This window comes from Luteibacter sp., from assembly GCF_035539195.1.
Classification (GTDB): Bacteria; Pseudomonadota; Gammaproteobacteria; order Xanthomonadales; family Rhodanobacteraceae; genus Luteibacter.
The window spans coordinates 54,879-67,562 of sequence record NZ_DATLIW010000001.1 but is presented as its reverse complement, the minus strand read 5'-3'; the positions used below and the strand labels follow the sequence as shown (position 1 = coordinate 67,562).

At 65.3% G+C, this 12,684-nt stretch carries 13 protein-coding genes and 1 riboswitch; of the genes, 5 read left to right on the top strand and 8 right to left on the bottom strand.

The window, feature by feature from the left end:
* Nucleotides 1-55: 55 nt before the first annotated feature.
* A riboswitch (S-adenosyl-L-homocysteine riboswitch) is annotated at nt 56-136 on the top strand.
* Between the two features lie 18 nt (nt 137-154).
* The 5 genes from ahcY to VM621_RS00280 all read left to right on the top strand — a co-directional run bounded on the left by ahcY (nt 155) and on the right by VM621_RS00280 (nt 5,021).
* Nucleotides 155-1,585, top strand: coding sequence for an adenosylhomocysteinase (gene ahcY, locus VM621_RS00300; protein ID WP_325466991.1), 1,431 nt, complete (start codon nt 155-157; stop codon nt 1,583-1,585).
* A 137-nt stretch (nt 1,586-1,722) separates the two neighbouring features.
* Entirely contained in the window at nt 1,723-2,553 is an 831-nt protein-coding gene (gene metF, locus VM621_RS00295) for a methylenetetrahydrofolate reductase [NAD(P)H] (protein WP_325466990.1), read from the top strand.
* A gap of 72 nt (nt 2,554-2,625) precedes the next feature.
* On the top strand, nt 2,626-3,138 hold the full coding sequence (locus VM621_RS00290) for a DUF4124 domain-containing protein (protein ID WP_325466989.1): 513 nt from the start codon (nt 2,626-2,628) through the stop codon (nt 3,136-3,138).
* Nucleotides 3,139-3,246: 108 nt separating this feature from the next.
* Complete coding sequence (locus VM621_RS00285; protein WP_325466988.1) at nt 3,247-4,161, top strand: branched-chain amino acid transaminase; 915 nt, start codon at nt 3,247-3,249, stop codon at nt 4,159-4,161.
* A gap of 86 nt (nt 4,162-4,247) precedes the next feature.
* The gene (locus VM621_RS00280; protein ID WP_325466987.1) at nt 4,248-5,021 is read left to right on the top strand and encodes a DUF2846 domain-containing protein; all 774 of its coding nucleotides are present in this window, start codon (nt 4,248-4,250) and stop codon (nt 5,019-5,021) included.
* A 56-nt stretch (nt 5,022-5,077) separates the two neighbouring features.
* On the opposite strand, the gene VM621_RS00275 is transcribed toward VM621_RS00280, so the two are convergent.
* The 8 genes from VM621_RS00275 to VM621_RS00240 form a co-directional block, all read right to left on the bottom strand.
* Nucleotides 5,078-6,361, bottom strand: coding sequence for a HAMP domain-containing sensor histidine kinase (locus VM621_RS00275; RefSeq protein WP_325466986.1), 1,284 nt, complete (start codon nt 6,359-6,361; stop codon nt 5,078-5,080).
* The gene (locus VM621_RS00270) at nt 6,345-7,031 is read right to left on the bottom strand and encodes a response regulator transcription factor (RefSeq protein WP_036110317.1); all 687 of its coding nucleotides are present in this window, start codon (nt 7,029-7,031) and stop codon (nt 6,345-6,347) included. The genes VM621_RS00275 and VM621_RS00270 overlap by 17 nt, the downstream gene beginning before the upstream one ends.
* 194 nt (nt 7,032-7,225) lie before the next feature.
* Nucleotides 7,226-8,161 carry a 30S ribosomal protein S6--L-glutamate ligase gene (rimK, locus tag VM621_RS00265; RefSeq protein ID WP_325466985.1) on the bottom strand — a complete coding sequence of 312 codons (936 nt, stop codon included), beginning with the start codon at nt 8,159-8,161 and terminating at the stop codon, nt 7,226-7,228.
* Nucleotides 8,158-8,607 carry an ATP-dependent zinc protease gene (locus VM621_RS00260; RefSeq protein WP_325466984.1) on the bottom strand — a complete coding sequence of 150 codons (450 nt, stop codon included), beginning with the start codon at nt 8,605-8,607 and terminating at the stop codon, nt 8,158-8,160. The genes rimK and VM621_RS00260 overlap by 4 nt, the downstream gene beginning before the upstream one ends.
* Nucleotides 8,608-8,770: 163 nt before the next feature.
* Nucleotides 8,771-10,072 (bottom strand): MFS transporter, encoded by a 1,302-nt coding sequence (locus VM621_RS00255; protein ID WP_325466983.1) that lies wholly within the window; start codon nt 10,070-10,072, stop codon nt 8,771-8,773.
* Between the two features lie 60 nt (nt 10,073-10,132).
* Nucleotides 10,133-10,906: an HAD-IIA family hydrolase gene (locus tag VM621_RS00250; protein WP_325466982.1), complete on the bottom strand. Its 774-nt coding sequence runs from the start codon at nt 10,904-10,906 to the stop codon at nt 10,133-10,135.
* A gap of 88 nt (nt 10,907-10,994) precedes the next feature.
* Nucleotides 10,995-11,450 carry a hemerythrin domain-containing protein gene (locus VM621_RS00245; protein WP_325466981.1) on the bottom strand — a complete coding sequence of 152 codons (456 nt, stop codon included), beginning with the start codon at nt 11,448-11,450 and terminating at the stop codon, nt 10,995-10,997.
* Nucleotides 11,451-11,508: 58 nt separating this feature from the next.
* Nucleotides 11,509-12,621, bottom strand: a complete 1,113-nt coding sequence (locus VM621_RS00240; RefSeq protein ID WP_325466980.1) for an acyltransferase — start codon at nt 12,619-12,621, stop codon at nt 11,509-11,511.
* Nucleotides 12,622-12,684: the final 63 nt, after the last annotated feature.

Here is a 12,684-nt window from a genome sequence, read left to right as displayed (position 1 = left end):
AAAAGTGTGTTCATCCCTGCATCCGGATTCCGCGATACAATGGGAAACCGTTTTGCCCGCCGAGGGGCGCTGCGACCATGGGGACTCCCATAGGCCAGGCTCGGCGCGGCCTCCTGTACAACGGCGCCCCCGTAACCAATCGGAGCTACGCCCCATGAACGCCGTCACGAAACCGACCTCCTTCCAGGATTTCAAGGTCCGCGATATCTCGCAGGCCGCCCTCGGCCGCCGCCGTATCCGCATGGCCGAAGAAGAAATGCCCGGCCTGATGCAGATCCGTGCCCGCTACGCCAAGGAAAAACCGCTCCAGGGCGTGCGCCTGTCCGGCTCGCTGCACGTGACCAAGGAAACCGCGGTCCTCGCCGAAACCCTGCGCGAGCTCGGCGCCTCGGTGCGCTGGGCCTCCTGCAACATCTTCTCGACCCAGGACGACGTCGCCGCGGCACTCGCCGAGGGCGAGCTGCCGGTATTCGCCTGGAAGGGCGAGTCGCTGGAGGAATACTGGGACTGCACGCTCGACATGCTCACCCACCCGGGTGAACTCGGCCCGCAGCTCATCGTCGACGACGGTGGCGACGCCACCCTCTTCATCCACAAGGGTGTCGAACTCGAAGACGGCAGCGACTGGGTCAACACCCCCAGCGGCAACCACGAAGAGCAGGTCATCAAGGATCTGGTCAAGCGCACCGCCGCCGCCCGTCCCGGCTGGTTCAAGAAGATCGCCGCCGAATGGCGCGGTGTCTCCGAAGAGACCACGACCGGCGTGCACCGCCTGTACCAGCTCGCCGAAGCCGGCAAGTTGCTGGTCCCGGCGATCAACGTCAACGACTCGGTGACCAAGAGCAAGTTCGACAACCTCTACGGTTGCCGCGAGTCGCTGGCCGACGGCATCAAGCGCGCGACCGATCTCATGGTCGCCGGCAAGGTGGCCGTGGTCTGCGGCTATGGCGATGTCGGCAAGGGCTGCGCCCATTCGCTCAAGGGCTTCGGCGCCCGCGTGATCGTGACCGAGATCGATCCGATCAACGCCCTGCAGGCCGCGATGGAAGGCTTCCAGGTCACCACGATCGAAGACACCCTCGGCCTCGGCGACATCTATGTCACCACCACGGGCAACAAGGACATCATCACGCTCGAGCACATGGCGGCGATGAAGAACAACGCCTTGGTCTGCAACATCGGCCACTTCGACAACGAGATCCAGATGGATCGCCTCAACGGTGCGAAGGACGTCACCCGCGAGACGATCAAGCCGCAGGTCGACCGCTACACGTTCGCCAAGGGCAACGCCATCTACATGCTGGCCGAAGGCCGCCTGGTGAACCTCGGTTGCGCCCATGGCCACCCTAGCTTCGTCATGTCGAACAGCTTCTCCAACCAGACGCTGGCCCAGCTCGACCTGTGGGCCAACAAGGACACCTACGAGAAGACGGTCTACCGCCTGCCGAAGAAGCTCGACGAGGAAGTCGCCCGCCTGCACCTGGCCCAGATCGGCGTGAAACTGACCGTGCTGACCCAGGACCAGGCCGACTACATCGGCGTGCCGGTGGAAGGCCCGTACAAGCCGGACCACTACCGCTACTGATCGATCGGCGTTAGGGCTGAACCGGAAAGGCGCTCCCTCGGGGGCGCCTTTCTTTTTGGTGACCCCGTGGCAAATAGCCATCTTTCCATCTGGATGGAAAGATATATACTCGGGACATCGTTCCGGGAACCCCGTCCATGCCCGCCATCAGCTTCGAGTTCTTCCCACCCAAGACCGACGAGCAGCGCGCCCAGCTCGACACCACCGTGAGCCGCTTGAAGAAGCACGCGCCGGACTACGTCTCGGTGACCTTCGGCGCGGGCGGCTCGACCCTGAGCTATACCGACGAAACGGTGAAACGGCTGCGTGCCGAGCATGGCCTTTCCGTGGCGCCCCACCTGTCGTGCATGGGTGGCACGCGCGCCGAGATCGCCGCCCTGCTGGATCTCTACAAGGCCACCGACTGCCGACGCATCGTCGCGCTGCGCGGCGACCTGCCTTCGGGCATGGCCTCGCCCGGCGACTTTCGTTACGCCGCGGAACTGGTCAGCTTCATCCGCCAGCACAGCGGTGACCACTTCCATATCGAAGTGGCCGCCTATCCGGAAACGCACCCGCAAGCGGAGAACGCGCTGGTCGACCTGCGCCACTTCAAGGCCAAGGTGGACGCCGGTGCCGATGGCGCGATCACCCAGTATTTCTTCAATCCGGACGCCTATTTCCGCTTTGTCGACGATGTGACCCGCCTTGGGGTGAAGGTTCCGATCGTGCCCGGCATCATGCCGATCGCGAACTTCAGTCAGTTGCGCCGCTTCTCCGACCAATGCGGCGCGGAGATTCCCCGCTGGATCGTGAAACGCATGCAGGCGCATGGCGACGACGCGGCGGCCGTCCGCGACCTGGGTGCGGACGTCGTGGCCGAGCTCTGCCAGCGCTTGCTCGATGGCGGTGCGCCCGGCCTGCACTTCTATACGATCAACCGGGCCAAGGCGACGATCAGCGTCCTGGAGCGCCTCGCCACGCGCTAAACGTGCGCGCCGTCACTCTCCGCTGAAGCGCGTACGCGGATGATGGCGCACCGTCGCCAAGCGTGCCGCCCCGTGAAACGTGCCTTCGTCCTGCTACTGCTCCTGATCGCCCTGCCGGCCGCCGCGCAGACGGCGATCCATCGTTGTGTCGGCAGGGACGGCCGCCCCGTATTCTCCGACCAGCAGTGCACGAGCATCGGTGCGACGTCGGTCATGCCGCCTACGCCTGCCGCCGCCAGTTCCAGCGCCGGCTCGTCCGACGCACCGGCCGGTCCCAGCACGGGCCTTCTCTGCGCAAAGGACGTGGCAGGGCTGCGCGAAGGCATCGCCCAGGCCTTTGCCAGCCACGACGCCAACCGCATCGGCGGTCTGATCCTATGGAGCGGGTACGGGAGCAGCGGCGCCGTGGAGAACATCCGAAACATGGATGCCCTGGTCCGCCAGCCGCTCCTGGCCGTGGAAGGCAATGAAGCCGGGGGACTCGACGCCGTGACCTCCGGACCCGGCAACGAGGCTGCGACCCGGCGCGCGCATTTCAGCGTAGTACGGGACTCGGGCTGCCTCTGGCTGCGCCCGCCGGCCTGAGCCCGCCCAGGCCCATCCCGGCACGCCATCCGCCCGCGCACTGACGCGTCGCGCCATGGCAGGGGTCGCGCTGCGCGTTATCATGGGCGGTCCCCAGGAGAGCGCACCATGCAGAACTACCCCGATTGGATCTGGCAGAACGGGCAGATCAAGCCCTGGCGCGATGCCACCGTCCACGTGATGGCGCACGCGCTGCATTACGGATCCTCGGTGTTCGAGGGTATCCGCAGCTACGAGACGCCGGACGGCGCGGCCATCTTCCGCCTCACCGACCACCTCAAGCGCCTGTACCTTTCGGCGAAGATCTACGACATCGAAATTCCGTACACGATCGACGAACTCGCCGCGGCCTGCCGCGACGTGGTCAAGAAGAACGACCTGAAGGCGGCTTACCTGCGCCCCGTGGCGTTCCGCGGCCTGGGCGGTTTCGGTCTTTCGGCCGAATGCCCCACCGATGTCGCCGTGGCCACCTGGCCGATGGGCCCCTACCTCGGGCCCGAGGCGCTGGAGAACGGCATCGACGCCTGCGTCTCGAGCTGGCAGCGCTTCGCGCCGAACACCATTCCCGCCGGTGCCAAGGCCGGCGGCAACTACCTTTCCGGCCAGCTGATCGCGCGTGAAGCGCGTCGTCTCGGCTTCGGCGAAGGCATCGCGCTCGCCTCGACCGGCCTGCTCAGCGAAGGCGCCGGCGAGAACCTGTTCCTGGTCTTCGACGGTGTGTTGCACACGCCGCCGGCAAGCGCATCGATCCTCACCGGGATCACTCGCCACACGCTGATGACCCTCGCACGCGAGGAAGGCATCGACGTGGTCGAGCGCGATCTGCCGCGTGAGTATCTCTACCTCGCCGACGAAATCCTGATGTGCGGCACCGCGGCGGAAGTCACCCCGATCCGCGCCGTCGACGGCAAGAAGATCGGCAACGGCAAGGGTGGCCCGATCACCCGTCGCCTGCAGGAGCTCTACTTCGGCCTGTTCAACGGCAAGACCGCCGACCGTTGGGGCTGGCTCGAGGCGCTCTGAGCCCCTCCACCGTAGCGCAAGGACGCGCTACGATGCCCCCGCCAGGGAATGAGCCAACAGGACTGGCCAATCAACAGGGGGAAAACATGAAGCTCCGTCATATCGCCACTGCGGCGATCGTCGTCGCATGCCTCGTCAGCGGCTGCGCAAGCGTGAACAAAGCCGATCGGAACGCCAGCACACAGGCGAAGACTTTCTCGCCGATCACCGACAAGGCCGTGGTCTACATCTATCGCGACGAGATTCTCGGCTCCGCCATCAAGCTCCACGTCAGCGTCGACGGCATCGTCGTCGGCGACACGGGACCGAAGAGCTTCCTGCAGCTCGCCCTGCCCCCCGGGCCGCACACCATTACCTCCCGAGGCGAGAAGATTGCATCGCTTTCGCTGGATACCCAGGCCGGCCAGACCTACTACGTCTGGCAGGAAGTGAAGATGGGCATGTGGTCGGCGAACAGCATGCTGCATGCAGTCGACACGACCAAGGGCCAGGACGGCGTCCGTGAGTGCGAATTGCTGCAGACCGAAGCGCCGGCGTTTCGCATGCCCGATGCCCATGCGATGCGGACCGATGCGCCTGTCGCTGACACCTCGACGCAGTCCGCTTCTGACGCCGCCCAGGCCAGCGGCCGCAGCCTCCAGACGGAAGGCGGCCCTGCCTCGCTCGATCCGCGTGTGACCGTACCGATGTTCAACGCGGCGCAGAACATCGCAGCGATCCATCAGTGCGATCGCCTGGTCCGCGTACGCAATGTCGAAGGCGACAATGCGCATCTTTTCAGCACCTGCCCAAGCGGCGGTGCGCCGCTTGAAATCATCTGCAACGGCGCGAACTGTCACGAAGGCCCGCCGCAGGGTTGAGCGAAAAGCGTCGCGGATCCGGGAACGTGCGCGGACGGCCAGCCGTCCGCGTTGGATCAGCGAAAATCGATCGTCGAAATCGCGCCGGCCATGTCGGGCCGTGGGCGCAGCGAAACATCCCATTCGTACAATTCGCACAGGCGACGCACGATCGCCAGGCCGAGGCCCGCACCGCCGCCGGTGGCGCTTTCGCCGCGAATGCCTCGCTGGAAAAGCTTCTCCGCATCCTCCGGCTTGATCCCGGGACCGGTATCGATCACATCCACGCGGCCGTCGAGCACACGCACCGTCACCTTGCCTTCCATCGTGTACTTGATCGCGTTGCCGATCAGGTTGGTCAGGGCGACGGACAGCACGGAAGCCGGCGCGTTCACGGTCACCGATCCATCGGAAATCAGCTCGATCTCGATCGGCTTGCCGCCCATCTGCGGGCGCTGGCTTTCGATCACATCCGAGGCGACCCTGGCTACGTCGGTCGTTTCTCCACGCGTCGGACCACGACGTTCCGCTCGCGACAGCAGCAGCAGGGCTTCGATCAGTTCGGTAGCCTGGCGCGATGCACGCTCGATACGCTTCAAGCGCTCACGCAGCTTGTCGGTGAGATCGGGCGAGCCCTGCAACAGTTCCGTCGTACTGGCGATGACCGCCAGTGGCGTGCGCAGTTCGTGGCTCACGTCGGAATTGAATTCGCGATCGCGTTCGACCACCGACGTCAGGCGCATGGCGTATTCGTCGAGTGCCACGGCCAGTTCGCCCACTTCGTCATCGGCAAAATGGGGCGCCAGCGCCTCGGCCTTGCCGATGCGGCGGAAGTCGCGCAGGCGTCGCGCCAGGTCGGTTACCGGACGCAGCACGCGCGAGGACAACCATACGCCGAGCACGAGCGAGAACAGGCCGAACAGGAACACCGCGGCGATCACGCTGGTGACGAGCTGGCGCTTGCCCAGTTCGTCGCGAGAGACGTCGAACTGGAGGAAGTTGATGATGCCGCCCTTCCGGCGCACGGCCACCTTGTAGTGATGGGCGCGCCCGTCCTTGCCCGTCTCGTAGATGTCGTGCACGCCGGTGTCGAGCGGCTGCCACGCGAGCGGGGCCTTGTAGATAGTCCGGTCGCTGAATGTCGCGCCCTTGACGATCTCGATGGGCGGCGCCTGATTGGGATTGGCGAGCACTTTCTCGTTGATCGAATCGACTTCGTCCTGCATGGCCGAATTGATCAGCTGCTCTTCGACGCGCTCGCGGATGTTGAGTGCCGCGTACGCGAAAAGAGCGCTCAGGCTGAAGCCGAACAGCGTGAAAGTGACTATCAGGCGAAAACGAAGCTTACGTCTGGACCGCATCCGGATCGACCATGCGATATCCGATACCGTGACGCGTGTGGATCAGCGGCTTCTCGAAAGGTTTGTCGATGGCCGCACGCAGCCCGTGAATGTGTACGCGCAACGAGTCCGAATCCGGCAACTCCTCGCCCCACACGCGCTGCTCGAGGTCCTGCCGAGTCACCACGGACGGACTGGCTTCCATCAGCGCCTGCAACAGCTTCAGACCGATCGGGTTGAGCTGGATGGACTTGCCTTCCCGGCTCACGGTGAGCGTGTCGAGGTTGTAGGTAAGCCCGCCCACCTTGAGCACGCGGCTCTGCGGGCCCTTGCCGCGACGGGCCAGCACTTCCAGTCGCGCCGCCAGTTCCTGCAAGGCGAAGGGCTTGGTCATGTAGTCGTCGGCACCGGATTCGAACCCGGTGAGCTTGTGCTCCAGCGAGTCGCGCGCCGTGAGCATCAGCACCGGCGTCTGCTTGTGGGCCTCGTGGCGGAGCTTCTTGGCGACATCCAGCCCGTCCATGCCCGGCAGGGTCAGGTCGAGCACGATGACGTCGAAATCGTGTACGACAGCCAGGTGCAGTCCGGTCACGCCGTCGCCGGCGAAATCGACCACATGGCCGCGATCCTCGAGGTAATCCCCGATGTTGGTCGCGATGTCGGTGTTGTCTTCGATGACCAGAACGCGCATTCGGCACTCCATTGTGCGGTCGCGGGTGAGTCTTAACAGTATTGCGACCGGAAGCTTAACGCCGAATCCGTGAAGCGGACAGCAGTAAAAGAGAGGCCCGGACGGGAAACCCGCCCGGGCCGAAAGAACTACTGCCCCGATACCGTCACCCCGCGTCGCGGAATCACAGTGGAACCTTTATAGGCGAGGGTCGTTTAAATCGCTGTTAATCCCTTGGCAGCCCTTGGCCGGCGGGCCTTGGCGACCGCCGGTCGCGCGGCGACCCGGCTTTCGCAGTGGGCGATGATGGCGTCGGCGACGTCCACGCCGGTGCTGCCCTCGATGCCTTCCAGACCGGGCGAGGCATTCACCTCGAGCAGCAACGGACCCCGCGACGAGCGCAGCAGATCGACACCGGCCACCTCCAGACCGAGGGCCGAGGCGGCCTGGATGGCCACGCGACGCTCGTCATCGGACAGCTCGACCGACGCCGCGGAGCCACCGCGGTGCAGGTTGGCGCGGAATTCACCCGGCGCCGAGGATCGCTGCATGGCGGCCACCACCTGGTCGCCGACCACGAAGCAGCGCAGGTCGCTGCCATTGGCCTCGCGGATGAATTCCTGGACGAGGAAGTTGGCGTAGAGACCGCGGAAGGCTTCGATCACGCTCTGCGAGGCCGAGCGCTTCTCGGCCAGGACCACGCCGGCACCCTGGGTGCCCTCGTTCAGTTTGATGATGTGGGGAGGGTCGCCCAGCATGGCGAGCAGGTCGGAGGTGTCGTCGGGGTTGTCGCCGAAGGCGGTCACCGGCATGTCCACGCCTTTCACCGCCAGGATCTGCAGGCTGCGCAGCTTGTCCCGGGCGCGCAGCACGGCATCCGAGGGATTGGGCGTGAACACGCCCATCAACTCCAACTGGCGGAGCACGGCCGTGCCATAGAACGTGCTGGACGCGCCGATACGCGGGATCACGCAGTCGATCGGGCCCAGCGGTTTGCCCTTGAAGTGAATCGCGAACATCTGCGGCGCGATGCTCATGTAGCAGCGCAGCGGATCGATCACGCGGACGGTGTGCTTGCGCTTGCGCGCCGCCTCCACCAGTCGCTGCGTGGAGTACAGCCGCGCATTGCGCGACAGGATGGCGATCTTCATGTGGGTTCCCGGACGGCGCGGCGCGGCGTCTGTGAATAGGAAAGCGAAGGATCGACCTGGAAGCGCCCGTGCAGCGCCGTCCGGCCGAGCAAAAGGGGAAACAGCATGTGCCGGCGGTCGGTCAGGTTCACTTCGGCAACGAAGGATTGCCCGGCCAGCTCGATCTCGGTCTGGATGAACCAGCGCGTGGTCGCGTGGCCACCGGAGTCGGTCACCGTGCGCTGGCCGATGGCTTTCGCCTCGCAAGTCGAGGACACGCCGCCCTTTCGGGTCGTGCGCACCTGGAAACGCAGCCAGGTGCCGTCGTCACGCACGTCGACTTCCAGCCACTCGACGTGCAGCGACGACGAGCGCGCGCCCGTATCGAGCTTGGCCTTGAGGACAGGGACGCCGAGCGACGGAAGTGCGAGCCGTTCGCGCCAGCCTAGGGTGATGACATCAGTCATGGGTCTGGTGCGAAGGTAGGGGGACGACGGTGGACCGGGGGAACGGTCCGGATACAAAAGCATGCCGAAGGTGGTGCCGGGTTTCAACCGGCACGACCGATCCGGGGGCCCAGGCTTGTCACGCCCATGAAATCGGCGTGAACAGGGCCGCGCCGGAACCTGTTCAGCGGCTGGCCGTGTCCCGGGGGCCGACCAGCATGTAGATCGACGCGGCCACGCCAGCCAGGCAGACCAGGCCCACGTAATGGGCCGGCCCCAGGCCGCCTGCCGTCGTGATGAGGTAGCCGACCAGCACGGGCGTAGCCGCGCCGGCGATCGCGTAGGCCACGTTGTAGGAGACTGAAATGCCGGAGAACCGGATCGCCGGAGGGAAAGAGGCGACGAGAACCGCGGGAACGATGCCCGCGACGCCCGCGAACAGGCCCGCCAGCGCATAGAGCGGGAACAGGTTGGCACCGCCCGCCTTCAGGTCGAAGTACAGCGCGTAGGTGCTGAGGGCGAGGCCGACCGAGGCGATGAGCATGGCCCACGCGCGTCCGATGGCATCCACCAGCAAGCCACCGCCGATGCAGCCCAGGCACAGGGTGAAAGCCGCCACGCTGCCGGCGGTGAACGCCCGCGGTGGTGCGACGTGGAACGCATTCTGCATCAACGTCGGTGTCATCAGGATGACCACGACGATCGCCGCGGTGAGCACCCATGTCACGGTCATCGACAGCAGCACACCCGGCAGGTGATCGCGAATGACCACCAGCGCCGGCAGCTCCTCGGTGAGCTCCTTGCGCTCGCGCATGCGCGCGAACACCGGCGTCTCGCTCAGCCAGCGGCGCAGGTACACGGCGATGAAGCCGAATACACCACCCAGGATGAAGGCGATACGCCAGCCGTGATCGAGCATGTCCGCTTCGGAAAGGTTGGCATTGAGCCACGCCGCGAGCAGCGAGCCGAGCAGGATGCCCGCGGTGAGACCTGCCGAAAGACTGGCCACGGCGAGTCCAACGCGGCGCCGAGGTACGTGCTCCGCCACGAACACCCATGCACCTGGCACTTCACCGCCGATAGCCAGGCCCTGCACCACGCGAAGCAGGGTGAGCAGCAGCGGCGCAAGCACGCCGAGCGTCGCGTACGTGGGCAACACACCGATAAGCAGTGTCGGCACCGCCATCAGGAAGACGCTCAGCGTGAACATCCGCTTGCGGCCGATGCGATCGCCGAAGTGCGCCATGACGATGCCGCCGAGAGGACGCGCGAGATACGCCACCGCGAAGATCCCGAAGGCCTGCAGACTTGCCAGCCAGTCGGAGGTCCCCGGCGGAAAGAACAGGTGGCCGATCGTCTTCGCGAAATAGACGAAGATCACGAAGTCGTAGAACTCCAACGCGCCACCGAGCGCGGAAAGGAGCAGCGTTTTTACATCGCCGCGGTCGAGCGTGCGGCGATCCGTAGGTTCGAGGGTTGCGCTCATGGGTGGTTACGACAGTCCCGATGACGAAAAGTGTGACATACGACCGGCGCGGGCGACGGCTCAGCGCAGCAGATCGGCCACCGAATCGAGGATCTCCGCGGGACGGAACGGGTAGCCTTCCACGTCGGCGCGGGTAGCGATGCCGCTGAGCACCAGCACGGTATGCAGGCCTGCCTCGATACCCGCGACCACGTCCGTATCCATGCGATCGCCGATCATGCCGGTATTGTGCGAATGCGCACCGAGTTTGTTCATGGCCGAGCGGAACATCATCGGATTGGGCTTGCCGATCACATAGGGCTCGCGGCCCGTGCAGCGCGTGATCAGTGCCGCCACCGCACCCGTCGCGGGCAAGGGCCCTTCGGCACTCGGGCTGGTCGCATCGGGATTGGTGCAGATGAAGCGCGCGCCGTTGCCGATCAGGCGGATCGCCTTGGTGATCGCGGCGAAAGAATACGTGCGTGTCTCGCCCAGCACCACATAGTCCGGTGCGGTGTCCGTCATGATGAAGCCCGCCTCGTGGATCGCCGTGGTGAGGCCGGCCTCACCCATCACGAAGGCCGAGCCGCCGGGCGACTGGTCCTTGAGGAAAGTGGCCGTCGCCAATGCCGAGGTCCAGAGCTGCTCCTCCGGCACATCCAGGCCCGAGGTGCGCAGGCGCGCGCTCAGGTCGCGCGGGGTAAAAATCGAGTTGTTGGTCAGTACCAGGAAAGGCGTGCCGTTGTCCCGCCACTGGCGGATGAGTTCGGGTGCGCCCGGCAGGGCCTTGTTCTCATGGACGAGGACGCCGTCCATGTCGGTCAGCCAGCAGGCTACGTTCTTGCGGTCGGACACGGGGAATTCCTTGCGGCAGCGCGAAACACAGGCGTCAAGGGTACCGCGCCGGCGCGCCCTTGGGCATGGTTCGCGAAGGCGCCGGCCGTTACTCGCTGGCGAGCCGCTTGTGCAGGGCGAGATATTCCTTTCGATACTTCTTCGCCAGCCCGGTCTTCTGCCGGTCGGTAAGGATCTTGCCGCCAAGCTGGAAGAAGCTGCGTTCCTCCTCGCGAAGATGGTCGTGCAGTTCGTCGGAGAGCTTCCCGAGGTTGGCAGTCCACTTCCGACCGGCATGGTTCACGGTCTGCAGTTCCTCCACCAGCTCGTCCATCTTGTGGTGGTCGGCCAGGGCGTCGCGCGACGGGTGCAGACCGCGGTCGTCCATCAACATCGGGACGTAGAGGAAGCGTTCCTCGGCGGCTTCGTGGGCGGCCAGTTCGATACGCAGTGCGGTGAACAGCTCCACGCGATGTTCGCCCGGGTCGGAACGCATGAGCTTGCGCATCAGCGCGCGCTGGATGACGTGGCTTTCGCGGAGGGCTTCGAAGATGGTCTCGGACATGGCATTACCGGCGGTGGCATGGAGTCGCCATCCTGGCCGGCATCGCGTCAGGGTTTCGTCAGCGAACGGAAGCGGGGACGGCATCCAGCGAATGCGAACCGACGGGTCGCCCGAGGAAACGCTTGCCCAGTCCCCGCAACAGGGGTCTTTCGACGAGGTGGTAGCTGAGCAGGCCCACAGCAAGCCCGACAAGACCCATGACGAGGGCGAGTACGGAACGGTCGACCACGCCGACCCAGCCCAGGCGGGCGTAGGCGGCGCCCACGCCGATGAAGATCACCGCGTGCCAGAGGTAGATCGAGAACGACGCATCGCCCAGCGCCTGAAGCCATGCGGGCATGACCCGCGAATGCCCGAGCTCGAACGCTGCGGCTCCGTAAACGACGAATGCGGCCGGAACTCCCCAGCAGCCAAGACGAAGAAGATAGGACAGCGCAGCGCGGCCCCCGTCCGCGTGCAAGGGAATGGAGCCGATGAGCAACCACACCAAGCCGAGGCAGAGCGCGAGCCCGCGGTACCGGTGCTCGCCGCGCTCGATGAGCATGGCGACACCCATGCCAAGCAGGAACTCGAGAAGGATCGGCGCGAACACGTAGTCCAGCGGGATAGCGAGGCCGAACACCGTCGTCAGCACGGCGACCACACCGATCGTCGCGAACCAGCCGAACAGGCCGGCATGGATCCGCTTCGGAAACACGAGCATGCTGAGCGCCGTGGCCGCATAGAAGTACACCTCGAACGTCAACGTCCAGGCTGCCTGGACGCGGTAGTTGGGGATGCTGTTTACCAGGAAGATCAGTTCGAGCTGAGGCTTCTTCATGAAGCCGCTTGCCGGTGGCAGCCAGATCATCATCACCGTGGCGGCACCGAACACGATCCAGTACAGCGGGTAGATCCTGATGACTCGCTTCATGGCGAATTCTTGGAACGCCCGGTATCGACCCCCAGGGCCCACATGTCGGGTCGACCGCCTCGTGACCTGATAGATGATGAAGCCCGAGATCACGAAGAAGATATCGACACCGGACGGTCCGACGGCCGTGAACCATGGCTTTGCCCAATGCGTCCGCATCGGCACGATATCCCAGAACAGATGGCTGGCCAGGACCATCAGGGCCGCGACGGCGCGCAGGCCCTGGATGTTGCGATAGTTCGTGCGGCCAGGTTCCATGCTGCAGGCGCGACCAGGCTAAAAGCAGGTAGTGCCGCCGGCGCGGCGAAGGGTTGCGTCGCC